Origin of the sequence: Corynebacterium sp. HMSC30G07 (genome assembly GCF_001806945.1) — a bacterium.
In the GTDB taxonomy this organism is placed as follows: domain Bacteria; phylum Actinomycetota; class Actinomycetes; order Mycobacteriales; family Mycobacteriaceae; genus Corynebacterium; species Corynebacterium riegelii.
In genome coordinates this window covers 1-22,951 of sequence record NZ_KV786454.1, presented here as the reverse complement: position 1 = coordinate 22,951, position 22,951 = coordinate 1, and the positions used below count along the sequence as shown (strand labels likewise).

Sequence of the window (22,951 nt, the reverse complement as noted above, 5' to 3'; positions counted from 1 at the left end):
GCAGGAGCAATGGTCAGAGCGTTTTTTCAATAAGCACCCCGTTAATGAAAAAAGCCCGTGACCTGCAGACCTGCATATCTTCCCCTGCATATTTGTTGAAAGCGGCCAGCCGGGCGCGGCGGGCACAGTAAAAGCGGCTAGACGGGCGCAGCGCCGGGGACCAGCTCGCGCTAGAGCAACGCCGCAATATGCGGTGCAAGCAACCGCAACGCCTGCCCCCTGTGGGAGCGGGCATTTTTCTCTTCTGCAGTCAGCTCTGCAGACGAACGCCCACCGGCATCAGCGGGTGCAAACAGCGGGTCGTAGCCAAAGCCGTTCTCTCCACGCGGGGTGTACAGCAGCTGGCCCTCCCAGCGCCCCTCAGCCGTAAACTCCCGCAAAGCGCCCGACCCCACTTCCAAGCCTGGCACCACCAGCGCACAGCAGGACACAAACGCCGCGCCACGTTGCTCGATGTCCTCCATCTGGGCGAGCAGGAGGCGGTTGTTCGCTTCATCATCGCCATGCGCACCTGACCAGCGCGCAGACAACACCCCCGGCATGCCACCCAGAGCATCCACGCTCAGACCGGAATCGTCCGCCACGCACGCATACCCTGTGGCACGTGCGCCCGCCCGGGCCTTGATCAAGGCATTCTCCGCGAAGCTAAGGCCGGTTTCGCGTGGTTCGGGGTACGCGTCAACGTCGCTAAGCGAAAGAAGCTCCACACCCCGAATATCCAGATCTTGAAGCACCTGGTCTAACTCGCGAAGCTTTTTCGCATTCCCGGAGGCTACAAGCAGCTTCACAGACCAAGCGCCTCTCGCTGCGCACGAATCAGCTCGTTGCAGCCCTTCTGCGCCACATCCAGCATCTGGTTGAGCTCATCGCGGCCGAACAGGCCGTGCTCACCGGTGCCCTGGATCTCCACGAAGTTGCCACCCTCCTGCATCACCACATTCAGGTCCACCTCCGCGCGGGAATCCTCCTCGTAGGGAAGGTCGAGGCACACGTGGCCGTCGATAATCCCGGCGCTTACCGCCGCAATCGGGGCCAGCAACGGCTCACCCGGAACCACCCCACGCTCTTTCAGCACGTTGATCGCATCCGCCAGCGCCACGTACGCGCCGGTAATGGATGCGGTGCGGGTACCACCGTCAGCCTGCAGCACGTCACAGTCAATCTGGATGGTGTTCTCCCCCAGCTGGCTCAGATCCACCGCAGCGCGCAGCGAACGTCCCACCAGGCGCGAAATCTCGTGCGTGCGGCCCTTGACCTTGCCACGCATGGACTCACGCGGCATACGCTCATGCGTCGCGGCCGGCAGCATGGAGTACTCCGCAGTCAGCCACCCCTCGCCAGAATCCTTCTTAAAACGCGGCACGCCCTCTTCCACAGAAGCCGTACACATCACGCGAGTGTTACCAAACTCCACGAGCACGCTGCCCGCCGGGTTGGAGGTAAAACCGCGGGTGATGCGAACCGGACGCATTTCATCAAACGCGCGGCCATCCGCGCGCGTAAACAAAGCTGGATCAGTCATGCGACCCAGCCTAACTCACACGGTGAATTCCGCTCCCGCCTCACCAAGCACAATCGGGCCATCAAACTGCGTGCGAGCAGCCTCCAGGGTGGCCTGCTTATCACTCCACGGCTGGATGTGCACCAACACCAGCTTCTTCACCCCAGCCTCACGCGCAATGCGGCCGGCTTCCTCACCGGACAAGTGCATGCCCTCCGGCTGTCCCTCAGCCGAAGGCCCCCAGGCAGCCTCACACAAAAACAGGTCCGCACCCTGAGCTGCTTTGACTAGGGACGCCGTATAGCCGCTATCGCCCGAATACGTCAGCACTGCACCCGTGGCGTTGTCTTGGACACGCAACGCATGCGACTCCTCAGCGGGGTGTTCCACAGCAAACGGCGTAATAGTCACGCCTTCGAAGGCGACGGCCTGATCTTCCTGCCACACGCCGACATCAAACGTATCCGTGATGTCGGTCGGTTGGTCCGGCCCGTCAGAACCCAGCTGGCCAATAAAGTCCGCGGTAAAACTCGGCCCATACATCCGGTTCTTCCCCACCGCCGGGCGCTCCGGGTGGTAACGACGCCACACCAACAACGACGCCGTGTCCGAGCAATGATCCGCATGCAAGTGAGAAAACGTCACGTGCGCTGCCGACGGATCAAAGCCCAGGTTACGAAGCCCAGCAAGCGCACCCGGCCCCAAATCCATCACGACGTCCGGGTTGCCCTCAGTGGACACCACGTACGAAGATCCGGGATTGCCCGGCGCGCCCAAGCTTCCAGAGCAACCGATGATGGTCAACTTCATGGATGACACTGTACTAGGTGGCGTGACCGTTAGCGCTGCACGGCATGAATACGCGGGCCCAAAATACGTTCCGCAAGTTGGTCGAATTTCTCCGGATCGCCGGTGGACTCAAACACGCGAGTCGGTGCGGCAGCGCGGCCTGCTCCCGTGCCGGCTTCGGCGAGCATGTCTTGCTCCGTGAGCACGCGTAGCACGTCCTTGGAGGTTTCCTCGGCGGAGTTGACTAGCGCTACGCCGTCGCCAATAGCCAGCTGGATCACGCCAGAGAGCAGCGGGTAGTGCGTACATCCCAGCACGAGCGTGTCCACGCCAGCGGCCTGCAGCGGCTCAAGGTAGCCCTGCGCCACCCCAAGGATCTGGCGGCCGGAGGTAATGCCGCGCTCCACAAACTCCACAAACGCCGGGCATGCCGCGGCCGTGACCTCTACCGACGGGTTGAGTGCGAACAGGTCCTGGTACACCCCGGAGGTAATCGTGGCCTGGGTGCCAATCACGCCGACCTTGCCGTTGCGGGTCGTGGCCATGGCGCGGCGCACCGCCGGCTGGATGACTTCGACGACGGGAACGTTGTAGCGCTCCCGTGCGTCATGAAGAAAGGCGGCCGTGGCCGTGTTGCAGGCGATCACCAGCATCTTGCAGCCGCGTTCTACAAGCTCGTCGCTGATGCGCTGGGCGTGGGCACGCACGTCTGCAAGCGGCTGCGGGCCGTACGGGGCGTGCGCGGTATCGCCGATGTAAATCATGGACTCATGCGGCAACTGATCCATCACCGCGCGCGCAACGGTGAGTCCGCCAACGCCGGAGTCAAAAATCCCGATCGGGGCTTGCGCATCCACAGTGCCCACAGTGTCCACAGCTTCTACCACCGGATTCACCTAACGCCTTTGGTTACCAAACGGGTTCTGCTGAGACAACTGCTTCTCCAGCTGCTTGCGCTGGCGCTTCATCACCAGTGCTGGCGGGTCATCAGAGGTAATGATCATGGCGGCAACCGCGCCACCGATTGCGCCGAAGAGGTGCGCCTGCCAGCTCACTCCCGGGTTGCCTGGGAACATGCCCCACACCAAACCGGAGTACAGGAAACCAAGGATGACACCCAACGCAATCTGCTGGCCGGAACGGTTAAAGAAGCCGCGCACAATCAGGTACGCCAGCCAGCCGTACACAAGACCGGACGCGCCCACGTGGTTGGTGCCAATGCCGCCGAACAGCCAGGTACCAAGCCCGCCGATCACCACCACGAAAGCGGTGACCTCCCAGAACACGCGCTTGCCGGAGTAGCCCACCAGAAACGCGAAGATCGCGCCCGGCACCGTGTTGCCCAAAATGTGGTCCAGACTGCCGTGCAGCAGCGGGGAGGTGAAGATAAACGGCAGTGACGGCACGTCCAGCGGGTGAATGCCCATGTAGAGCAAGTTTCCGCCGAAGACGATCGAGTTGATGATAAACACCACCCAGATGGACAGCACGTATAGCGCCGCAAAGCGCAGGCCTGTGCGGCGTTGCGCCTTGCGTTTGCTCTTCGGCTGGCCGAACTGTGGCCCAGGCTGGCCAGGCTGGCCGGGCTGCCCAGGCAGTCCAGGTTGGCCCTGGTAGAAGGCAGGCATCTGAGTTTCTGGGTGGCTAAACGGCCGCTGGAACGGTTTGCCGTAGCCGGGCTGGCCGGTGGGTCCGTAGCCCCAGCCGGGCGGGGTGTGGTGCTGGTTGTGATTCATCGTGGGCCAGCTTAGCTGGCTACCTCACGCCACGCCCGCACCCCATAGGCAGGCTCCGCGTGCATCACCGCGTTCACAATTGCGGTTTCCACACACGTCGCGGCAGCTTCACCAAGAGCCATATGCTTCTCGACGTCCAATGCAGCGCCCACTCCAGCCCCCACACCATCGCCACCCACGGACACCGCAAACAACGTGTCTCCGTCTAGGGGTGAATGCGCCGGTCGCACGGCACGCGCGATGCCGTCATGGCCGGTCATGGCCAGCCGCTTCAGGTGCGCTTTGTCCAACGGCGCATCGGTGGCAATCACGCCGATGGTGGTGTTCAGCTTCGGCATCGGGCGTTTGAGTTGAGCAAACGCTTCGGTGTCCACGGCTGGTTTGGACGGGTCGCCGTAGAACAACCCGGTGTTCGGATCAATCACGGAGCCAACCGGGTTGGCCACGATGAACGCGGCCACGGTGTACTCCCCAACTTTTTGCTGCGCAACGCCGAAGCCGCCGCGCAGCACACCTGCGGTTGCGCCGCAGCCCGCACCCACGCTGCCGGAAATCCAGCCACGGGCCAGGTCGCCCTGCTGGCTCTCCAGGGCAGCGCGCACAGCCGCCGCACCATCAGCAGCCACGGGGCGGTGCGCGGGATCGCCCACCACCAGATCAAAAATCACCGCCGCCGGCACGATAGGCACCACAGGTCCGTTGGGTACCTCATCACCAAACACCCGGAAACCCCGCCCGTGCTTTTCTAACTCCCCCATCGCACCGTCTGCAGCCGCCAGACCAAACGCAGAGCCGCCGCACAATAAAATCGCGCCGACCTTCTCCACCGTGTTGTACGGCTCCAGCAGGTCAGTCTCACGCGTCCCCGGGCCACCGCCCCGGACGTCTACAGCCGCGCGCATGCCCTCTGGGTCCACGGGGACAATCGCTGTCACACCCGTGTCGCCTAATGATTGGTGGCCGATGGAAAGGGGCAACGGAACGCTCATAAGCAACAAGCCCTACCTAGTCCAACATGGCTTCCAGCAAGGAGTCCTGGCACACCGCCAACCAGTCCATCAGCAACTGGCGGTTCTCCTGGGCGCGCTCCGTGCCCGACGTATCCTCAGACACGTACAAGCGCAGATCATTAAGCGCCGCAACGAAACGTGGGGCGTCCTCCTGATCAATGGTCACCTCAACCCCACCAGTGGGGCCAAGTACCTCATTGACCACCTGCAGGTTCTCAAGCTTCGACTTAATAATGTCGTTCTCGTGCAGGCTGCGAAGCAGGCCGTTATCCCCGTCGAACTCCTGGTCCGCCTCCAGCTCAAAGTCCGGCAGCAAACGCGCCAAACGTGGATCCTCCGGTGCCTCCGTATGGCCTGTGGAGACACCCATCATCTCCGCAAACTCATCCTTCGGCGCGGACTGGGCGCGCCCAATTAACGCCTCAGCAACTGTAGCCGTCAGGTTGCCTATCAACTCACGCTCAAGCGGATCAAAACGGGTGGTGAACTTCACGCCGGAGCGCAACAACCCCTTCTTCCTACGCCATGCCTCCATGATCTACCCCGCCTGCTGCATGGTTGCCCACAAACCGTGCGTGTGCAGCTTCTTCACGTCGGTTTCTACCTTGTCCTTCTCACCGGATGACACCACGGCCTTGCCCTCGGTGTGTACCTGCATCATCAACTCGGTGGCACGCTTGCGGTCATAGCCCAACACGGTTTGGAACACGTAGGCCACGTAACTCATCAAATTCACCGGGTCATCCCAGACGATGCACATCCACGGCAGGTTCTCGCTCGTGGTCACCTCAACCTCAATCGCCTCATCAAGCTCGGGCGAAGCGAGCGGGGAGGATGCACGCACCGACTTCGGGTTCGTCGCATTGGAGTGTGTCATGGGTTTCATGGCTCCACAGCGTACCCGAGCGGTCACACAAACAGCGCCGCATGACCACTGCAAGGCCACCGGATGACCACCGTATGACCACCGCATGACCGCCGTGTGCTCGCTGTGTGCCTGCCGAGGGTAGCCTTGAATACCATGACCGAACAGACGCCGCAGCGTGTAAGCGATTACCGTAGCTCCACGTGCAATGAATCCACTGCGTTTCTGACAGACATGTATGAACTGACCATGCTCGACGCCGCGCTGCAGGACGGCACCGCCTTCCGCCAGTGTGCGTTTGAGGTGTTCACCAGGCGCCTGCCAGCGGAGCGTCGCTACGGAGTGGTCGCTGGCACCGCGCGTGTGATCGACGCGATCACAAGCTTCCGTTTCACAGAAGAGCAGATCGCCTCTGCACCTTTCCTTTCGGACGAAGCGAAGCAGTACCTGCGCGATTACACCTTCACCGGCGATATTGATGGCTACCGCGAGGGCGATCTGTACTTCCCCTACTCCCCCATCCTGACGGTGCGCGGCACGTTCGCCGAGTGCGTCATTTTGGAAACCGTCATCTTGTCCATCTTCAACTCGGACTCTGCGGTGGCCTCTGCAGCTTCACGCATGGTGTCTGCGGCAGACGGCAAGCCGATTATTGAGATGGGTTCGCGCCGCACCCACGAGCTGGCTGCGGTCAGCGCGGCACGTGCAACCTACATCGCGGGCTTTGACGCGACGTCCAACATGGAGGCGTCCCACCGTTACGGAATCCCGGCATCCGGTACCGCCGCGCACGCGTGGACACTGCTGCACGTGGATAAAAACGGCCAGCCGGACGAAAAGGCCGCGTTCAAGGCACAAATTGACGCCGCCGGTGTGGATACCACGCTGCTGGTGGACACCTTCGACATCACCAAGGGTGTGGAGAACGCCCTTGAGGTTGCCGGTACCGACCTGGGTGCGGTGCGTATTGACTCGGGCGATCTGGGCATCGTGTCACGCCGCGTACGCAAGCAGCTGGATGAGGCAGGCGCGTTTAACACCCGCATCATCGTCTCATCTGATCTGGATGAGTTCACCATTGCTGGGCTTCGTAGTGACCCGGTTGATGGCTTTGGCGTTGGCACGTCTGTAGTCACCGGCTCCGGCGCACCGACTGCTGGCCTGGTGTACAAGCTGGTGGAGGTTGAAGGTCACGCTGTGGCAAAGCGCTCCTCCGGCAAACGCACCTACGGTGGCGCGAAGACTGCGCTGCGTGCCTACCGTGCGTCTGGCGTTGCTGTCAGCGAGGTGATTCTACCTTTGGGTTCAGATATTGAGCGCAAGCCCAACCTGGACTACCAGGAGCTGACTGTGCCGATGATTCGCGGCGGCAAGGTTGTAGACGCAGACTTTGATCTGGAATCCGCGCGCTGCCTGCACGCTCAGGCGCGTACGACCCTGCCGTGGGAAGGCCTGGCCCTTTCGCGCGGTGAGGCCGCGATTCCGACCAAGTTTGTCGGTTTCCCGGAGCCGGCCGAGTAAGCGTGGCTTCAGGCGAGAAGACGAGCGACCAGCCGCTGAGCCAAACCACCGAGGACCTGCTTGCCGCAGCGGTGGAAGCCATCGGCGGCGCTACACGCGAGGGCCAGCTGGCCATGGCGCAGGCGGTGACCCGTGCGTTTGATACCCAGCGACACCTAGCCGTGCAGGCTGGCACCGGCACCGGTAAGTCTCTGGCGTACCTGGTGCCCGCGTTTTTGCACGCCCAGCGCACCGGCAGCACCGTGGTGGTCTCCACCGCGACGATTGCGCTGCAGCGCCAGTTGGTGGAGCGCGACCTGCCCCGGCTTGCCGACGCTTTGGAGCCACTCATGGAGCGCCGCCCCACCTTTGCCATCCTCAAAGGCCGAAACAACTACGCCTGCCTGCATAAACTTGCGCTTGATAGCGATGCACCGGAGGCGCTGATTGAAGAGGATAACCTCTCACGCATTGGTAAAGAGGTCAAGCGTGTGGCCGAGTGGGCGCAGGAAACCGAAACCGGTGACCGCGATGACTTAAGCCCCGGCGTGAGCGATCTTGTGTGGCGCCAGGTATCTGTCACCTCTGCCGAATGCCTGGGCGCAGTCCGCTGCCCACACGGCGAATCCTGCTTTGCGCAGCTTGCCCGCGAACAAGCCGGCAAGGTGGACGTGGTGGTGACCAACCACGCGATGCTGGCCATTGACGCTTTGTCTGATGTCAACATCCTTCCCGAGCACTCGGCGGTGGTGATCGATGAGGCCCACGAGCTCGACGGGCGTATCACTTCCGTTGCTACCAACGTGATCTCTGGTCGAGCCCTGACCTTAGCGGCGCGTCGCGCCGGCAAGCTCGGTGCGGACAAAGCTGTCCTCGAGGACGTGGTGGATGACGTCAACGCCGCTTTAGCCATTGAGGAGCCCGGGCGTTGGGAAACATCACCCCACCGGCCCGCGCCGCGTTTGAGGGCCTTTCACGCGCCCTGTCGCGCACGCGCATGGCCATCGGGGATGCCCCACCCGGCGAGTCCGAGAATGACCCTGAGAAGTTCGCTGAGCGAGGCAACCTGAGAAACCACCTTGGGGAGCTCGAGGACGCTGTGGATCGCATCCTGTCCGTGTTTGATGAGGATGACCCCGCCAAGCACCGCGACGTGGTGTGGCTAACCCGCAACGAGCGCGACGATGATGCTGTGTCGGTCGCGCCGCTGTCAGTGGCTCCTTTGTTGAGCACCTCGCTTTTTAGCGCCACGCCTGTCGTCCTCACCTCCGCCACCTTGACCGTTGGCGGCAACTTCAACGCCATGGCGGCAGCGTGGGGGCTTCCCGAGGGCTCCTGGGACCACCTGGACGCTGGTACGCCGTTTAATCCGCGGAAGTCTGGCATCTTGTACACCGCCAAGCACTTGCCAACGCCTGGCCGCGAGGGGCTTTCACCACAGACGTTGGATGAGATAGCTGAGCTGATCACCGCCGCTGGCGGGCGCACACTCGCACTGTTTTCCTCCCGCAAGGCCGCCGAGCAAGCCGCCAAAGAGACGCGCAAGCGTTTACCCTTCGACATTTTCTTGCAAGGCGAGGACACCACCGGCGCGTTGGTGGATAAGTTTGCCAAGTCCGAAAATGCCTGCCTCTTTGGCACCTTGACGCTGTGGCAGGGCGTGGATGTGCCCGGCTCGTCGTGCTCCTTGGTCATCATTGACCGCATCCCATTCCCCCGCCCCGACGACCCGCTGCTGCAGGCACGTGCGGCCGCCGCGGATGCCGCTGGCCGCAGCGGGTTCATGGAGGTTTCCGCCACGCACGCAGCGCTGCTGCTCGCCCAAGGCACAGGCCGGCTATTGCGTTCCGTGCATGACAAGGGCGTTATCGCCGTGCTGGATAATCGCCTGGTGACGAAGCGCTACGGCTCGTTCCTACGCAGGTCTCTACTGCCTTACTGGGAGACCACAGACCCGGATGTGGTGCGCGCTGCGTTACGACGCCTCGTTGCCAACTAGCTTGCCCGCTAGCCCTGCCCGCTAGCCCTGCCCGCGTACCTACCCAGCCGGCGGCACAGCCACCACCGTGGTGGAACCCGGTGCGACTTCCGTAAAGCCCGCGTCTTGCACCGGCACCGCGCCCGGCGTGTTGCACGCTTGCGAAAACTCGACGCCGTCCACTTCACGCACGTTGAGCGCGAACCCTTGCTCGGCCCACGCGTGTGCGCTGTTTAGCGGCAGCGCCGCTGCGTAGAGCATGGCGGCGTGCCCCACCTGGGCAGCGGCCTTGCCCAAGGACATGTGCAGGGTGGAGTTGATGTGGATGGTGGGCACGTTGGCGTCGACAAGCAAAAGCTCCGACTGCTCTACATCGGTGCCCTTGATCTGCAGCTTAGAAATGGCATGGGGCACCTCCGCGACGCTGGAGGGCACGAACGCGCGCACCGACCCCACCGTCACGCCAGGTAGCGCCTGTACGTCATCCCAGGCCTTACCGCGGGCGCGGCGGGCAACTTTCCGGATGCGATGCCCGTACCAGCGCCCAAGGCCTTCCTGCCAAAAGCCCGGCTCACCCGCCCTGGTGTCCAAACAGACGGCAACAGTTGCTTTCGCCGCGTCCACCAGCACCTGGTTACGCGTTGGCGGATCCACCTTCGGCAGGTGAATCACCAACTGCATCGCCTGGACGGTCGAAGGATCATCCGGGTCCTCGGTGCGCTGCCTGTAGTCCGTCCTGGTTTCCGCCAGCAGGCGATGCGCCGCGGCAAACGCCTCACTCGGCTGCGTCACAGCTGCGGCGGCTGGGAATCAACGCCGCTGGCCTCGTTGAAGGTGTCAATTTCTTCGCGCGGGATACCCAGCATGTAAAGCACCTCATCCAAGAAGGGGTGGTTAACCGAAGCGTCCGCAACTTCCTTGAGCGCTGGCTTCGCATTAAACGCAATGCCAAGGCCCGCGCGCGAAAGCATGTCGATGTCATTGGCACCATCGCCCACGGCAACCGTCTGTGCCATGGTCAGCCCGGAATCCGCGGCGAAAACCTCAAGGAAATTCGCCTTCGCCTCACGGTCCACAACATCACCGATGACGCGGCCGGTCAGCTTGCCGTCCACAATCTCCAAGGTGTTGGCCCGAACGTAATCAAGCTCCAGCTCCTCGGCCAGATCCTCCAGCACCTGGATAAAGCCGCCGGAGACCACCGCAGTGCGATACCCCATCGAGTTCAACGTGCGAATGGTGGTGCGCGCACCCGGCGTCAGCTGGATCTCTGCAGCAACCTCATCGATCACGGAAGCGTCCAAGCCCGCCAAGGTCTTCACACGCTCACGCAGCGACTCTTCGAAATCAAGCTCGCCCCGCATCGCACGCTCCGTCACGGCAGCAACCTCTGCTTCACGGCCGGCGTGCGCCGCGAGCATCTCAATGACCTCGCCGGTGATCAACGTGGAATCACAGTCAAAGCACACAAGACGCTTCGCCCGGCGGTGTAGCCCCGCGTGCTCCATAGCCAAGTCGATCCCCTGCTTAGCGGACAGCTCCGCCAGAGCCCTGCGGATCTTCTTTCCGTCGCCCGGAGTGTAATCCGGCACCGTAATGCGGAACTCCAGGCCGGTCAGCGGGTACTGCGCAATGCCGCGGATGACGTTGATGTTGGCGCCGAAAGATGCCAGGGCCGCACCCAAGCGTGAGACGTTCTCCGCCGTTAGCGGGTTACCCAAGGCAACAACAACGTGAGTGGATTTTTCGCGTGAGCCCTTCGCTACAGCCTCGCCGGTTTCGATCGCGACGACCTGGCCGAAGTCAAACAGTGCACTGCGCAGATCACGCTCAAGGTCCGAAAGCACGTCTGGGTTCATGCCCACAAGGGCTGCAAGGTGGAGGCGTCCGCGGAAGTTGGTCTGCTCCACATCCAGCAGCTGCACCTCATGGCTGGCGAGTGCCGCGAAGAACTCTGCGGACACGCCCGGCTTGTCCGGACCAGAGGTGCTAATGACGGCCCTTTTCAGACCTGTCTGTAGGGCAATTTCAAGAGGCTTCATAGCGCGGACACTAACACAATGAAGCCCCCCATCTGTCGATGAGGGGCTCTGTTGTTGTAATCAGTCAGGTCGCGCGACGTATAGCGCAGCAGGCCTACTTCTCAGCGCCAACCGTGGCAGCTTGGCTTTCGCCCTTCCAGGTAGCCGGCGTGTCAGTGGAGTGGCCGGTGTGTGCCTCGCGGCGCAGGGTCTCCACCATGTGCGGGTAGTGCAGCTCGAAGGCCGGGCGCTCGGAGCGGATACGCGGCAGGGAGGTGAAGTTGTGGCGCGGCGGCGGGCAGGAGGTAGCCCACTCGAGGGAGTTGCCGTAGCCCCACGGATCGTCCACAGTGACGATCTCACCGTAGCGCCAGGACTTGAACACGTTCCAGATGAACGGCAGCATACCGATACCCAGGATCAGGGAGCCGACCGTGGAGATCTGGTTCAGCAGCGTGAAGCCGTCGGTGTCCAGGTAGTCAGCGTAGCGGCGCGGCATACCCATGTTGCCCAGCCAGTGCTGAACAAGGAAGGTTGCGTTGAAGCCGATGAAGACCAGCCAGAAGGAGATCTTGCCCAGGCGCTCATCCAGCATGCGGCCCGTCATCTTCGGGAACCAGAAGTGGACACCAGCGATGGTGGAGAACACCACGGTGCCGAAGAGGGTGTAGTGGAAGTGAGCAACCACGAAGTAGGAGTCATGCAGCTGGAAGTCCAGCGGCGGGGAAGCCAGCATAATACCGGTCAGACCACCGAAGAGGAAGGTGAACAGGAAGCCCATCGCCCACAGCATCGGGGAATCGAACGTGATGCGGCCGTTCCACATGGTGCCAACCCAGTTGAAGAACTTCACACCGGTCGGAACCGAGATCAGGAACGTCATGAACGAGAAGAACGGCAGCAGAACCGCACCGGTTGCGAACATGTGGTGTGCCCACACAGCCATGGACAGACCCGCAATAGCCAGGGTTGCGAAGACCAGGCCGATGTAGCCGAAGATCGGCTTACGGGAGAAGACCGGGATGACCTCAGAGATCACACCGAAGAACGGCAACGCCAGGACGTACACCTCAGGGTGGCCGAAGAACCAGAACAGGTGCTGCCACAGAATCGCACCACCGTTAGCGGTGTCGTAGATGTGGCCGCCCAGCAGACGGTCATACAGAACACCCAGAGCAGCAGCAAGCAGCAGCGGGAAGATCATCAGAGCGATGATCGAGGTGATGAACACCGTCCAAGTGAAGATCGGCATACGGAACATGGTCATGCCCGGAGCACGCATGGTCAGCACCGTGGTCAGCATGTTGATAGCGGAAGCAACGGTACCGATACCGGTTGCACCCACACCAACGATCCACAGGTTCGCGGACACAGACGGCGTGTGCGTTGCGTCAGCCAGCGGCATGTACATGGTCCAACCGAAGTCAGCAGCACCACCCGGGGTGAGGAAGCCAGCGAGGAACGCGACGATACCCACCTGGGTGATCCAGAAACCGAAGGAGTTCAGACGCGGGAACGCCACGTCCGGAGCACCAATCTGCAGCGGCAGAACGTAGTTAGCAAAACCCCAAACGATCGGGGTACCGAACGCCAACAGCATCACTGTGCCGTGCATGGTGAACAGCTGGTTGAACTGCTCGTTGGACAGGAACTGCAGGCCCGGGCTAAACAGCTCAAGGCGCAGCAGCAAGGCCATCAGACCACCGAGGAAGAACCAGATGAAGGACATAATGATGTAGATAATGCCCAGTTCTTTGTGGTCCGTCGTGGTCATCATTTTGTAAAGCTTGGAACCACGACGGGCATTACCCGTTGGTTCCGGACGAGTCGGCGGGACATAGTTGTCCAGCCTTGGCGCCACAGCGGTCATACGATCCTCCTGACTCGGGCTTTATGCAAAAAGCCACTTAAGGTACCGAATCATCCTAACGATTAGCACATGAAATTGCCAGCCATCACAGGCAAGCTATGCGGCAGAGTCTAGTCCTTCCCCGCCCCCGGCGGGCCGAATTGAACGTGACCCCGGCCATACCCCCAGCTCACCTTGAAACGAAAGACGCCGCGCGCAACCCTCCACAGCAATGCTCGGGGTTCACCCGATTGGGGGTTACACGCGACGTCGATAAGCAAAAGCTCTTTAAAAATCCCAGTCGTCGTCCTGGGTATCCTCCGCCTTACCAATGACATACGACGAGCCAGAGCCCGAGAAGAAGTCATGGTTCTCATCCGCATTCGGAGCAAGCGAAGCCAAAATAGCCGGCGACACCCGGGTCTCATCTGCCGGGAACAGACCCTCATACCCCAAGTTGTTCAGCGCTTTATTCGCGTTATAACGCAGGAAACGCTTCACATCCTCCGTCCAGCCCAGCGGATCATACAGATCCTCCGTGTACTGCGACTCATTCTCATACAGGTCATACAACAGGTCGAAGGCGTGCTCCTTGAGCTCATCCTTACGCGCCTGAGACTCCTCACGCAGCGCAACCTGGTACTTGTAGCCAATGTAGTAACCGTGCACCGCCTCATCACGAATGATCAGGCGAATAATGTCCGCAGTATTGGTCAGCTTCGAGTGCACTGACCAGTTCAACGGCAGGTAGAAACCAGAGTAGAAGAGGAACGACTCCAACATCACCGAGGCAATCTTCTTCTTCAGCGGGTCATCACCCACATAGAAGCTCTCAACAATCTTGGCCTTGCGCTGCACCTCGGGGTTTTCCTCGGTCCAACGGAACGCGTCATTAATCTGCGGAGTGCTCGCCAACGTCATATAGATGTTGGAGTAGGACTTCGCGTGCACCGACTCCATGAACGCAATATTGGTCAGCACCGCTTCCTCATGCAGCGTCCTCGCATCCGGCAACAGTGACACCGCGCCAACCGTGCCCTGCAACGTATCCAGCAACGTCAAGTTTGCAAACACACGCATCGTGGAAAGCTGCTCGTCATCATTGAGCGTGTTCCAGCTCGGAATGTCATTGGACACGGGAATCTTCTCCGGCAACCAGAAGTTACCGGTCAGGCGATCCCACACCTCCTGATCCTTCTCATCCGGAATGCTATTCCAGTTAACCGCCTTCATCGGCTCCGGGTGGGCCGCGACATACGCGTCATAATCACCGTCTTGGACAACAGACTGCAGGTTTTCCTCTTGGCTCATGCGACTCATCCTAGCCCAGACAGCACATGCAGATCGCATCGCGCTTGCAGAGATGAAACCCCCACTATTTGGGCGAAGAGAGATGATCATTAAACTATCAGGTAATCAACATCACCCTTACGCGATGGAGGTTTGTCCCCATGTCGGTTGCACGAGAGACGACCGCAGAGCCGCTTCTTTCCGCAGTACTTGACACGCTCGGCGGAGAAATCGTCTCCGGCGCCAAGTCGGAGGGCGAAACTTTTACCCTCCAAGACATCTCCACCCGCTTCGGGATTTCCCGCACAGTGGCCCGCGAAGCGATGCGTGCGCTGGAGCAGCTTGGGCTCGTTTCCTCTTCACGACGTGTAGGTATCCGCGTCCTGCCCGCCTCCCGCTGGGCAGTGTTCGACCGCTCCGTCATCGCATGGCGCCTAGCCAGCGACACGCAACGCGCCGGACAGATCACCTCGCTGGACGCAGTACGCACCGCAGTAGAGCCAATCGCCGCCAACCTGGCAGCAGGCAATGCCTCCCCCGAGCAGGCAGCCCGCCTCCACGAACTGGCCGTGAAACTCGTCGACCTCACCGAAGCCGGCCAGGGCAACTCCGACGAGTTCCTTGCAGCGGACAAGGAATTCCACACGCTTTTACTCCAGGCCTCCGGCAACGAAATGTTTGCCGCCCTGGCTGAGCCGATCATGAACGTGCTCGAAGGCCGCACCCGCTACGGCATCATGCCAGACGAGCCAGAGCTAGAAACGATGCGCGTGCACGTGGACCTGGCTGAAAGCGTGGCCAAGCGAGATGCCCAAGGTGCCGAAGATGCGTCCCGCCGCCTGCTTACCGGCGTCAGCGGTTTCATGGAGATCTAGCCACTGTTCGTTGGGGTTGGTACCCCTGCCGCTGGTTCTGCGCGGCGCATGCGTCGGCCGCGGCGCCTGCGTCGGTCGCGGCGCCTGCGTCGGCCGCTTCACATGCGTCGGCCGCGGCGCCTGGATCGCCGAAACACGCTTGCAGCTACCTACACCCGGCTACCTGCAGTTTTTTCGCTTGGTAGCCGGGTGTAGGTAGCTGCAAACTCGTCCGGAGCATCGTGTCGTGCAGTTACACGCTAGAGCATGCAGGACACGCAGCCCTCAACCTCCGTGCCTTCCAACGCCATCTGGCGCAGGCGGATGTAGTACAGAGTCTTAATGCCCTTGCGCCATGCGTAGATCTGCGCACGGTTGATGTCACGGGTGGTCACCGTGTCCTTGAAGAACAAGGTCAGCGACAAGCCCTGGTCCACGTATTTCGTGGCTTCGGCGTAGGTGTCAATGATCTTTTCGTAGCCAATCTCATACGCATCCTTGAAGCACTCCAAGTTCTCGTTGTCCATGTGCGGCGCCGGGTAGTAGACGCGGCCGATCTTGCCTTCCTTGCGGATCTCAATCTTGGAGGCAATCGGGTGGATCGAAGAGGTGGAGTTGTTGATGTAGGAGATCGAGCCGGTCGGCGGGATCGCCTGCAGGTAGCGGTTATAAATACCGTCACGTGCAACGTCAGCCTTGAGCTGTGCCCACTCTTCCGCGGTCGGGACGGCGATGTCGGAAGCTTCAAACAGTGCCTTCACCTTGTCGGTCTTCGGCTGGAAGTTCTCCGGGTTGTAGCGGTCGAAGAATTCACCGCTGGCATAATCGGACTTCTCAAAGTCCTTGAACGTCTCGCCCTTCTCCACGGCGATCTTGTGGGAGGCCTTGATGCACTCGTACATCACTGCCGCGAAGTACGCGTTGGTGAAGTCGAGGCCTTCTTCAGAGCCGTACTCGATGTGCTCGCGGCCCAGGTAGCCGTGTAGGTTCATCTGGCCAAGGCCGATAGCGTGCGAGGCATCGTTGCCCTCACGCACGCTCGGCACCGAGTCGATGGAGGTGAAGTCTGCCACCGCAGTCAGGCCACGGATCGCGGTTTCGATCGTGCGGGAGAAGTTGTCCGAATCCATGGTCATCGCAATGTTCAGCGAGCCCAGGTTGCACGAAATGTCATGGCCGATCGTGTCGTAGGTCAGGTCATCGTTTAGCACCGACGCCGAGTTGACCTGCAGAATCTCCGAGCACAGGTTGGACATGTTGATGCGGCCGGTCTTCACTGGGTTCGCCTTGTTCGCCGTGTCCTCGAACAGGATGTACGGGTAGCCAGACTCGAACTGGATCTCCGCGATGGTTTGGAAGAACTGGCGGGCCTTGATCTTGGACTTGCGGATGCGTGGGTCCTCCACCATCTCCTCGTATTTCTCCGTAATGGAGATATCCGCGAACGGCACGCCGTAGACACGCTCAACGTCGTACGGGGAGAACAAGTACATGTCATCGTTGCGCTTCGCCAGCTCAAACGTCACGTCCGGGATAACAACGCCGAGCGACAGCGTCTTAATGCGGATCTTCTCATCTGCGTTTTCACGCTTGGTGTCCAAGAAGCGCATAATGTCCGGGTGGTGTGCATTCAAGTACACCGCACCCGCACCCTGGCGGGCACCCAGCTGGTTGGCGTAGGAGAAGGAGTCCTCCAGAAGCTTCATCACCGGGATAACACCGGAGGACTGGTTTTCAATGTGCTTGATCGGTGCACCGGACTCACGGATATTGGAAAGCAGCAGTGCCACGCCGCCGCCGCGCTTAGACAGCTGTAGGGAGGAGTTGATGGCGCGGCCAATGGACTCCATGTTGTCCTCAATACGCAGCAGGAAGCAGGAGACCAGCTCACCGCGCTGCGCCTTACCGGCGTTCAGGAAGGTCGGGGTTGCCGGTTGGAAACGGCCGGTCATAATCTCGTCCACCAAGGCGGTGGCCAGTTCCTCATTGCCAGCGGCAAGGAACAGCGCGGTCATAGACACACGGTCCTCAAAACGCTCCAGGTAACGGCGCCCATCAAACGTCTTCAGCGTGTAGGACGTGTAGTACTTGTACGCACCCAGGAAGGACTTGAAGCGGAACTTGTAGGAGTACGCACGCTTGAACGTGTCCTTGACAAACTCCCACTCGTACTGATCAATAACGTGCGGCTCGTAGTACTTGTTGTCCACCAAGTACTTCATCTTCTCTTCCAGATCATGGAAGTACACCGTGTTCTGGTTTACGTGCTGCAGGAAGAACTGGTTCGCCGCTTCGCGGTCCTTGTCAAACTGGATCTGCCCGTTCTCGTCGTAAAGATTGAGCAGCGCGTTCAACGCGTGGTAATCAAGCTGATCAGCCTGAGATGCCGGCTCTGGGACGCTCTTGCCAAGTGCGCCGGAGGTTTCAGTGGTGGAGGTGGACACGGGCGTTGCCTTCCTTATTTAAATGAGTACGTGACTACTACGCGTGGGCGACGCGCTTCGCATATTTACGAGCATATTTTTCCCGCAAACGCGCGAGGCGCTCAGCATTTTCATCCTGCCTGCTTTCTTCAACAGGCGCATCTACTGGGCCAAGACCCAGACGCTCAGCGTGTTTCACCAGCTGGCTTCGCACGCGAGTGACATCTTCAGGTGCCCCCATCAGCTCAAAGCGATAAAGAAACGGCACCTTACATTTAGCGGAAATGACCTCTCCGGCTCGGCAAAAATCCTTGCCAAAGTTCGAGTTTCCGCCAGCGATAACCCCTCGGATGAATGAGCGGTTGTGCTGGTTGTTCAAGAAGCGAATGACTTGCGGCGGAACCGGGCGTGAATTCTCATGTGTGAGGGAAACCCCTCCCCCGTAGGTGGGACACACAAGAATGTAGGGTTCGTTGACCACAAGCGGTTCATCATTGCGATGCAGTGGGATCCGTTTTGCCGGTAGACCCACCTTCTCCACAAACCGTTTGGTGTTTTCGGTTGTGGATGAGAAGTAGACAAGAAGCATGCCTCTTCCCTGGCCTCCCTTATGCCGCTGCTGCTGCGAGGCCGCGGATACGCTCCGGGCGGAAGCCGGACCAGTGGTCTCCATCCACCTCTACAACCGGAGCCTGCAGGTGACCAAGTGCCATCACGTAGTCACGGGCCTCAACATCCAGGGAGATGTCAACCAAGTTGTACTCCAACCCAGCCTTATCCAGGGCACGAGTGGTTGCGCGGCACTGCTGGCAAGCTGGCTTGGTGTAAACGGTGATAGACATTGGCCTTCTTCCTCTTTCCGTGCGGGTTTCCGCTGTCTTCGCGGACATGTTCCGCAACTGGCTAGAAGGCCCTGCGACAGTGCCTTCCCCGATTCTTTTTATGTTTCGCCGATCCCCTCGGCGGCACACCAGAGACACTATACCTTGGGGGAAAATTAGGCAAACGCTACTACATGTAGTAGTTACACTCGTGGTATTCGCAGGATGGGGCATGGAAATTACCTACATGTAGTCCTTGGCATGGTGTTTTTGCTTACATCGATGGGATTAATTTTCCCTAAGACTTTTTGGCGGACCGATAACGCTGCCAAAAACGACAAATCCCGCCGCGACAAACGTCAGCAGCGGGATAAAGTCGAGGCGCGTAGCGCTTAGCCCTGGCGGGCCTTGAAGCGCGGGTCCTTCTTGTTAATGACATAGACCTTGCCGTGGCGGCGCACAACCTGGGCGCCCGGCTTGTTCTTCAGCGACCGAAGCGACTTGCGGACCTTCATCGGGCGCTCCTTTCTGCTCAGATTCCTGCAATTAGCGACGCTCGGCGTGTTGCCGGGTCGCACAACGTCGTTAAATGTTACACGCGCGAGCCCCCGAAGCAAAACCTCTCCGTTTCCTCTTCATTACGATGAGGCTCATGCAATCCGAAATTATCGCCGCATTAGGCGTTGCCCCCACCATCGATCCGGCCGCAGAAATCGACCGTCGCGTGCAATTTCTCGCCGACTATCTCGAGGTCACCGGCGCTAACGGCTTCGTCCTTGGCATCTCAGGGGGTCAGGATTCCACCCTTGCTGGCAGGCTTGCTCAGCTTGCAGTGCGCATGCGTATCGACGCCGGCGCCAACGCCACCTTCATCGCCGTCCGTCTCCCCCACGGCATCCAAGCCGACGAGGACGACGCACAGCTGGCGCTGGATTTCATCCAGCCCGAAGAAACCGTGACTGTAAACATCAAGGATGCGACCACCGCCATGTCCGAAGCCGTTGCCAACGCGCTAGGCATTGAGCAGCTGGGCGACTTTAACAAGGGCAACGTCAAGGCGCGGATGCGCATGATCGCCCAGTACGCAATCGCCGGCGAGCGCGGCCTGTTGGTCATTGGTAGCGACCACGCCGCAGAAAACGTCACCGGCTTCTTTACCAAGCATGGCGACGGTGCCGCCGACCTCATCCCGCTTGCCGGCCTGACCAAACGCCAGGGCGCGGCAATACTCAAGCACATGGGCGCCGATCCCCGCCTGTGGGAGAAGGTCCCCACCGCCGACCTAGAGGAAGACCGCCCCGCACTTCCGGACGAGGAAGCACTGGGCATTACCTACGCCCACATCGACGACTATCTCGAAGGCAAGCAGATTCCCCACGACGCCCAGAAGCGCCTTGAGCACCTCTGGCGCATTGGCCAACACAAGCGCCACCTTCCCCCAGGCCCGAACGACACCTGGTGGCGCTAACGCAGCTCTCCGTAGGGGTGAATCACCGTCGCACCCATGGACGCTGCAGCCAGCGCCTGTTTGCGATCCGCCGTAACAAACGGACAGGTCACCCCCAATGACTGCAACCTCGCCCAGGTCCCCACATGCAGAGAATCCAATGTTTTAACCTCACCACTAATAGCAACAGCTGCTGCGATAACCGCATCATCCACGTTGACAAGCGAGACCCTGGATTCCAATTCACGGACATATCCCAAGCCGTAATTCATTCGATGTGCAAAACGGGCAAGTTCCACACGCAGGATGGCCGAACTCACCATTGCACGTCGACGCAGCGTAGTCAGTGCCCACCGGCTATGCGCCTCCTCACCCGTCATCGCAACGAGCACGGAAGTATCCACATATACGAGAGCTTCCGTCTTACCCATCGGATGCATCCCGCAGATTCACCATTACTCGCTCCAGACGTTCCTCACCGCGCTCATCTTCGAGCCATTCCTCCAGAGAAAACTCAAACTGTCTGGGCTTCCAGCCCTCTTCGAAGGGGCGACCCCTCTGAGCGAGGAGTCCGAGTTCTTCAAGTCGGTCCAAACCTGCCTTCTGACTCACCGGGTGTATTTCCGCGATCGGCACTCCCCTATCTGTCACAGTCAACGTCGATCCCTCCTTCATCACACGGTCAATCACCGCACGCGTTTTCTGGTTCAGCTCCCGCATGGAGACGGTCGTGGTGCCTGCCCGTTCAGTCAGCAGCTCCTGCAGACGAACCTCAATTCCCATGCGACACCTCCCTTATGTAATACATGTATTACATTGCAGGGTAGCTGCCGTTCAGACCTCAGTCAACCCCCTAACCAACCACGCGTAGGGTCTCTTCCGCCGCCCGTACCAGCGTAGATCCGTAAGACGGCCCGTGCGTCCACGCGTGTACCGCAAGTGGGTGCAGTTGGTGCACGGCTATGCGACGCCGCCAGTCACACCCAAGCTCTCCGCCTGCGGCGAGGTAGCCGTCCACGATGGCGTCGAAAAGCGGGGCTCCAAAGAGCTCCAACATGGCGATGTCTGTCAGCGGATGCCCGCCGTGCGCCGCCGGATCAATAAAGCGCGGCCCGGTTGAGGACCACAGCAGGTTGCCCGACCACAGATCACCGTGGATGCGCGCAAGGGGCGCGTCCTCATCCTCTGCAAGGAGCGCGTCGCACGCCTGCCGCACAACGTCCAAACCACTCGACGGGAGGTGCCCCACCCGGTGTGCGTGCTCCGCAAACGGCAGCACGCGCTGCTCCACATAGAACTTCGCCCACCGCGTCGTGGGCACACACGACTGCTCACGGGTGCCAATGAAGTTCGGCCCGTCCCAGCCATCTGCCGGCGCACCGAATGCGGCTGCACCCATGACGTGAATCGCTGCAAGTTCTCGGCCAGCGGCCCGGGCTGCTTCCACTGTTGGGCGGGCGGAATCGACTTTTTCGATGATGAGGGTGTTCGCGGCGTCGTTAAGCAGAAGCACCCTGACCACCGCTTGGGAGCCCTCCCGCAACCAGCGAAGATACGCAGCCTCAGCCGCCGCAGCCCCAGGTGCGCTGCCGTGCTTGATAAACGTGTCAGACATTGATCCCCTCCAAAGCCAGTAGGAAACGTTTCGCGCGTTCACCGCCGCGGTAGCCGCCGAGGGAACCATCAGCGCGCAGCACCCGGTGGCACGGGATGAACAGCGGCAGCGGGTTCGTCGCGCACGCACTGCCGGCGGCGCGCACCGCCTTCGGGCTACCTGCGGCGTGGGCAAGCTCCGCATAGGTCACCGTCTCCCCGTAGGGCACCTGTGACAACGTGTGCAGCGCCCGCGCACGAAACGGCGTGAGGCCACCCAAGTCCAATCGCACGGTGAACTCACGGCGCGTGCCTGCGAAGTACTCCTCAAGCTGCCGGGCCGCGGGAGTGTGGTCCTCCTGGGTGCGCACAGGGTGCTCACATGTATCACCAGGCAGCAATACCTTGGTTACACCCCGCGCAGATTCCACCAGGCCAAGACGGCCGATTGGCGAATCAAACTCGTACAGCCGCAACTCATACATGCGACCCAAGGTACTGGCCCGGAGGAGGCTAAAGCGACCACTGGAGCATTCACTGGAGCATTTTCACTAGCAGACATTGAAAAACGCCCTCCGTTCCCCCAGGTCACATGTCGCTACATTTGGCCATTTTTGCATTGTCTGCTAGTGTGTGGGCTTTGCAGCGTCAGCTTGCGCAGCAACGTCCACCCCACAGGCCTCCACTGTGTCCGCCATACCTATTGCTTCCTGCCTGCGATAAGTCACCAGCAGGTGGGCATGAAAAATGCCCACCACGGAACCGTGATGGGCAGAAGACATCGAGGCGATTAAAACAAGTCAAAGTCCAGCTTTTGCCCGTCAGGTGGGGACAGTTCAGGACGATCAGTGCACACCAAAAACCCTAGTCCGGCGTGGGTCAAAGTGGTTTCTTCTGCTTGTGACCTACTCATTCTGTATTCCCGTTGGAACGCAGATACATGTTCTTCCCACGTCGATGCCGTGGGTTGGGATGTAACTATCATCCTCAGTGCCTGCCTTTAGTAGATAATTGAAATGAAACGTATCTAGTGCATCATCTGCATGTTGTTTATGCATAGCAACTCTCTTTGTCTTCACAGTTTCACTCCTGCGTGCGATTTCTGCCAAACTTCCGCAACAAACACGTTGAGCGTCGGCTGACCTGGGGCGCTGCCATGCCCGGTGCCGGTAGGGTCGCCAGCGTCAGCCTGCGCGGCAAACATGCGTACCCACGGGCGTACACGGTTCTTCATATTGTTGGGTTAAGCGACAAAATGTGTGCTTTTTTGGATA

General features: G+C 60.4%; 25 protein-coding genes and 1 pseudogene. 4 read left to right on the top strand and 22 right to left on the bottom strand.

The window, feature by feature from the left end:
* Positions 1 to 170: 170 nt before the first annotated feature.
* From rdgB to clpS, 8 genes are read right to left on the bottom strand one after another with little or no spacing between them, the layout of a single operon-like run.
* Positions 171 to 788: an RdgB/HAM1 family non-canonical purine NTP pyrophosphatase gene (gene rdgB / locus HMPREF3104_RS03295; RefSeq protein WP_070494271.1), complete on the bottom strand. Its 618-nt coding sequence runs from the start codon at positions 786 to 788 to the stop codon at positions 171 to 173.
* Positions 785 to 1,522 carry a ribonuclease PH gene (gene rph, locus HMPREF3104_RS03290; protein ID WP_070494269.1) on the bottom strand — a complete coding sequence of 246 codons (738 nt, stop codon included), beginning with the start codon at positions 1,520 to 1,522 and terminating at the stop codon, positions 785 to 787. Before rph ends, rdgB begins: the two co-directional genes overlap by 4 nt.
* Before the next feature lie 15 nt (positions 1,523 to 1,537).
* Positions 1,538 to 2,311 carry an MBL fold metallo-hydrolase gene (locus HMPREF3104_RS03285; RefSeq protein ID WP_070494267.1) on the bottom strand — a complete coding sequence of 258 codons (774 nt, stop codon included), beginning with the start codon at positions 2,309 to 2,311 and terminating at the stop codon, positions 1,538 to 1,540.
* 29 nt (positions 2,312 to 2,340) lie between these two features.
* Entirely contained in the window at positions 2,341 to 3,186 is an 846-nt protein-coding gene (gene murI / locus HMPREF3104_RS03280) for a glutamate racemase (protein WP_246816337.1), read from the bottom strand.
* The gene (locus tag HMPREF3104_RS03275; RefSeq protein WP_083278903.1) at positions 3,187 to 4,026 is read right to left on the bottom strand and encodes a rhomboid family intramembrane serine protease; all 840 of its coding nucleotides are present in this window, start codon (positions 4,024 to 4,026) and stop codon (positions 3,187 to 3,189) included. It lies immediately after the preceding gene.
* 11 nt (positions 4,027 to 4,037) lie between these two features.
* Positions 4,038 to 5,015, bottom strand: a complete 978-nt coding sequence (locus HMPREF3104_RS03270) for a P1 family peptidase (protein WP_070494265.1) — start codon at positions 5,013 to 5,015, stop codon at positions 4,038 to 4,040.
* Positions 5,016 to 5,031: 16 nt separating this feature from the next.
* A complete protein-coding gene (locus HMPREF3104_RS03265; RefSeq protein ID WP_052203212.1) occupies positions 5,032 to 5,571 on the bottom strand; it encodes a DUF2017 domain-containing protein in 540 nt (179 codons plus the stop codon).
* Between the two features lie 3 nt (positions 5,572 to 5,574).
* Positions 5,575 to 5,913, bottom strand: a complete 339-nt coding sequence (gene clpS, locus HMPREF3104_RS03260; protein WP_101734831.1) for an ATP-dependent Clp protease adapter ClpS — start codon at positions 5,911 to 5,913, stop codon at positions 5,575 to 5,577.
* A gap of 144 nt (positions 5,914 to 6,057) precedes the next feature.
* Here clpS and HMPREF3104_RS03255 point away from each other — a divergent pair, with 144 nt between their 5' ends.
* On the top strand, positions 6,058 to 7,422 hold the full coding sequence (locus HMPREF3104_RS03255) for a nicotinate phosphoribosyltransferase (RefSeq protein ID WP_070494263.1): 1,365 nt from the start codon (positions 6,058 to 6,060) through the stop codon (positions 7,420 to 7,422).
* A 113-nt stretch (positions 7,423 to 7,535) separates the two neighbouring features.
* Positions 7,536 to 9,400, top strand: a pseudogene (locus HMPREF3104_RS12720) (ATP-dependent DNA helicase).
* 39 nt (positions 9,401 to 9,439) lie between these two features.
* Here the strand turns inward: HMPREF3104_RS12720 and HMPREF3104_RS03245 are convergent.
* The 4 genes from HMPREF3104_RS03245 to nrdF form a co-directional block, all read right to left on the bottom strand.
* A complete protein-coding gene (locus tag HMPREF3104_RS03245; RefSeq protein WP_246816336.1) occupies positions 9,440 to 10,171 on the bottom strand; it encodes an aminoacyl-tRNA hydrolase in 732 nt (243 codons plus the stop codon).
* Positions 10,168 to 11,421: a phosphoserine phosphatase SerB gene (gene serB, locus HMPREF3104_RS03240; RefSeq protein WP_052203207.1), complete on the bottom strand. Its 1,254-nt coding sequence runs from the start codon at positions 11,419 to 11,421 to the stop codon at positions 10,168 to 10,170. Before serB ends, HMPREF3104_RS03245 begins: the two co-directional genes overlap by 4 nt.
* A gap of 94 nt (positions 11,422 to 11,515) precedes the next feature.
* A complete protein-coding gene (gene ctaD, locus HMPREF3104_RS03235; RefSeq protein ID WP_052203206.1) occupies positions 11,516 to 13,270 on the bottom strand; it encodes an aa3-type cytochrome oxidase subunit I in 1,755 nt (584 codons plus the stop codon).
* Positions 13,271 to 13,537: 267 nt separating this feature from the next.
* The gene (gene nrdF / locus HMPREF3104_RS03230; RefSeq protein ID WP_070494261.1) at positions 13,538 to 14,560 is read right to left on the bottom strand and encodes a class 1b ribonucleoside-diphosphate reductase subunit beta; all 1,023 of its coding nucleotides are present in this window, start codon (positions 14,558 to 14,560) and stop codon (positions 13,538 to 13,540) included.
* Positions 14,561 to 14,700: 140 nt separating this feature from the next.
* Here nrdF and HMPREF3104_RS03225 point away from each other — a divergent pair, with 140 nt between their 5' ends.
* A complete protein-coding gene (locus HMPREF3104_RS03225; protein ID WP_070494259.1) occupies positions 14,701 to 15,414 on the top strand; it encodes a FadR/GntR family transcriptional regulator in 714 nt (237 codons plus the stop codon).
* Positions 15,415 to 15,653: 239 nt separating this feature from the next.
* Here the strand turns inward: HMPREF3104_RS03225 and nrdE are convergent, their stop codons facing one another.
* The 4 genes from nrdE to ykgO all read right to left on the bottom strand — a co-directional run bounded on the left by nrdE (position 15,654) and on the right by ykgO (position 19,152).
* Positions 15,654 to 17,837 carry a class 1b ribonucleoside-diphosphate reductase subunit alpha gene (nrdE, locus tag HMPREF3104_RS03220; protein WP_070494256.1) on the bottom strand — a complete coding sequence of 728 codons (2,184 nt, stop codon included), beginning with the start codon at positions 17,835 to 17,837 and terminating at the stop codon, positions 15,654 to 15,656.
* Between the two features lie 37 nt (positions 17,838 to 17,874).
* Positions 17,875 to 18,405 carry a class Ib ribonucleoside-diphosphate reductase assembly flavoprotein NrdI gene (gene nrdI, locus HMPREF3104_RS03215; RefSeq protein ID WP_083278902.1) on the bottom strand — a complete coding sequence of 177 codons (531 nt, stop codon included), beginning with the start codon at positions 18,403 to 18,405 and terminating at the stop codon, positions 17,875 to 17,877.
* Between the two features lie 19 nt (positions 18,406 to 18,424).
* The gene (gene nrdH / locus HMPREF3104_RS03210) at positions 18,425 to 18,658 is read right to left on the bottom strand and encodes a glutaredoxin-like protein NrdH (RefSeq protein ID WP_070494254.1); all 234 of its coding nucleotides are present in this window, start codon (positions 18,656 to 18,658) and stop codon (positions 18,425 to 18,427) included.
* Positions 18,659 to 19,029: 371 nt separating this feature from the next.
* A complete protein-coding gene (gene ykgO, locus HMPREF3104_RS03205) occupies positions 19,030 to 19,152 on the bottom strand; it encodes a type B 50S ribosomal protein L36 (protein ID WP_005288826.1) in 123 nt (40 codons plus the stop codon).
* Positions 19,153 to 19,274: 122 nt separating this feature from the next.
* Here ykgO and nadE point away from each other — a divergent pair, with 122 nt between their 5' ends.
* Positions 19,275 to 20,105, top strand: coding sequence for an ammonia-dependent NAD(+) synthetase (nadE, locus tag HMPREF3104_RS03200; protein WP_305763973.1), 831 nt, complete (start codon positions 19,275 to 19,277; stop codon positions 20,103 to 20,105).
* Here the strand turns inward: nadE and HMPREF3104_RS03195 are convergent.
* The 6 genes from HMPREF3104_RS03195 to HMPREF3104_RS12420 form a co-directional block, all read right to left on the bottom strand.
* Complete coding sequence (locus tag HMPREF3104_RS03195; RefSeq protein WP_070494249.1) at positions 20,102 to 20,515, bottom strand: PIN domain-containing protein; 414 nt, start codon at positions 20,513 to 20,515, stop codon at positions 20,102 to 20,104. The two genes, nadE and HMPREF3104_RS03195, sit on opposite strands and share 4 nt — an antisense overlap.
* On the bottom strand, positions 20,508 to 20,867 hold the full coding sequence (locus HMPREF3104_RS03190; protein WP_052203192.1) for a type II toxin-antitoxin system Phd/YefM family antitoxin: 360 nt from the start codon (positions 20,865 to 20,867) through the stop codon (positions 20,508 to 20,510). The genes HMPREF3104_RS03195 and HMPREF3104_RS03190 overlap by 8 nt, the downstream gene beginning before the upstream one ends.
* A gap of 70 nt (positions 20,868 to 20,937) precedes the next feature.
* Positions 20,938 to 21,699: a fructosamine kinase family protein gene (locus tag HMPREF3104_RS03185; RefSeq protein ID WP_070494247.1), complete on the bottom strand. Its 762-nt coding sequence runs from the start codon at positions 21,697 to 21,699 to the stop codon at positions 20,938 to 20,940.
* Complete coding sequence (locus tag HMPREF3104_RS03180) at positions 21,692 to 22,162, bottom strand: methylated-DNA--[protein]-cysteine S-methyltransferase (protein WP_083278900.1); 471 nt, start codon at positions 22,160 to 22,162, stop codon at positions 21,692 to 21,694. The genes HMPREF3104_RS03185 and HMPREF3104_RS03180 overlap by 8 nt, the downstream gene beginning before the upstream one ends.
* Positions 22,163 to 22,303: 141 nt before the next feature.
* Positions 22,304 to 22,459, bottom strand: coding sequence for a hypothetical protein (locus HMPREF3104_RS12425; protein ID WP_168156352.1), 156 nt, complete (start codon positions 22,457 to 22,459; stop codon positions 22,304 to 22,306).
* Positions 22,460 to 22,752: 293 nt separating this feature from the next.
* Complete coding sequence (locus HMPREF3104_RS12420; protein WP_168156351.1) at positions 22,753 to 22,911, bottom strand: hypothetical protein; 159 nt, start codon at positions 22,909 to 22,911, stop codon at positions 22,753 to 22,755.
* Positions 22,912 to 22,951: the final 40 nt, after the last annotated feature.

Excerpts from the sequence above, each read along its gene's own strand:
- rph (WP_070494269.1), bottom strand. The coding sequence starts at position 1,522 with ATGACTGATCCAGCTTTGTTTACGCGCGCGGATGGCCGCGCGTTTGAT.
- HMPREF3104_RS03285 (WP_070494267.1), bottom strand. The coding sequence starts at position 2,311 with ATGAAGTTGACCATCATCGGTTGCTCTGGAAGCTTGGGCGCGCCGGGC.
- HMPREF3104_RS03275 (WP_083278903.1), bottom strand. The coding sequence starts at position 4,026 with ATGAATCACAACCAGCACCACACCCCGCCCGGCTGGGGCTACGGACCC.
- HMPREF3104_RS03270 (WP_070494265.1), bottom strand. The coding sequence starts at position 5,015 with ATGAGCGTTCCGTTGCCCCTTTCCATCGGCCACCAATCATTAGGCGAC.
- HMPREF3104_RS03265 (WP_052203212.1), bottom strand. The coding sequence starts at position 5,571 with ATGGAGGCATGGCGTAGGAAGAAGGGGTTGTTGCGCTCCGGCGTGAAG.
- clpS (WP_101734831.1), bottom strand. The coding sequence starts at position 5,913 with ATGACACACTCCAATGCGACGAACCCGAAGTCGGTGCGTGCATCCTCC.
- HMPREF3104_RS03255 (WP_070494263.1), top strand. The coding sequence starts at position 6,058 with ATGACCGAACAGACGCCGCAGCGTGTAAGCGATTACCGTAGCTCCACG.
- serB (WP_052203207.1), bottom strand. The coding sequence starts at position 11,421 with ATGAAGCCTCTTGAAATTGCCCTACAGACAGGTCTGAAAAGGGCCGTC.
- ctaD (WP_052203206.1), bottom strand. The coding sequence starts at position 13,270 with ATGACCGCTGTGGCGCCAAGGCTGGACAACTATGTCCCGCCGACTCGT.
- nrdF (WP_070494261.1), bottom strand. The coding sequence starts at position 14,560 with ATGAGCCAAGAGGAAAACCTGCAGTCTGTTGTCCAAGACGGTGATTAT.
- HMPREF3104_RS03225 (WP_070494259.1), top strand. The coding sequence starts at position 14,701 with ATGTCGGTTGCACGAGAGACGACCGCAGAGCCGCTTCTTTCCGCAGTA.
- nrdI (WP_083278902.1), bottom strand. The coding sequence starts at position 18,405 with ATGCTTCTTGTCTACTTCTCATCCACAACCGAAAACACCAAACGGTTT.
- nrdH (WP_070494254.1), bottom strand. The coding sequence starts at position 18,658 with ATGTCTATCACCGTTTACACCAAGCCAGCTTGCCAGCAGTGCCGCGCA.
- ykgO (WP_005288826.1), bottom strand. The coding sequence starts at position 19,152 with ATGAAGGTCCGCAAGTCGCTTCGGTCGCTGAAGAACAAGCCGGGCGCC.
- HMPREF3104_RS03195 (WP_070494249.1), bottom strand. The coding sequence starts at position 20,515 with ATGGGTAAGACGGAAGCTCTCGTATATGTGGATACTTCCGTGCTCGTT.
- HMPREF3104_RS03190 (WP_052203192.1), bottom strand. The coding sequence starts at position 20,867 with ATGGGAATTGAGGTTCGTCTGCAGGAGCTGCTGACTGAACGGGCAGGC.
- HMPREF3104_RS03185 (WP_070494247.1), bottom strand. The coding sequence starts at position 21,699 with ATGTCTGACACGTTTATCAAGCACGGCAGCGCACCTGGGGCTGCGGCG.
- HMPREF3104_RS03180 (WP_083278900.1), bottom strand. The coding sequence starts at position 22,162 with ATGTATGAGTTGCGGCTGTACGAGTTTGATTCGCCAATCGGCCGTCTT.
- HMPREF3104_RS12425 (WP_168156352.1), bottom strand. The coding sequence starts at position 22,459 with ATGTCTTCTGCCCATCACGGTTCCGTGGTGGGCATTTTTCATGCCCAC.
- HMPREF3104_RS12420 (WP_168156351.1), bottom strand. The coding sequence starts at position 22,911 with ATGAAGAACCGTGTACGCCCGTGGGTACGCATGTTTGCCGCGCAGGCT.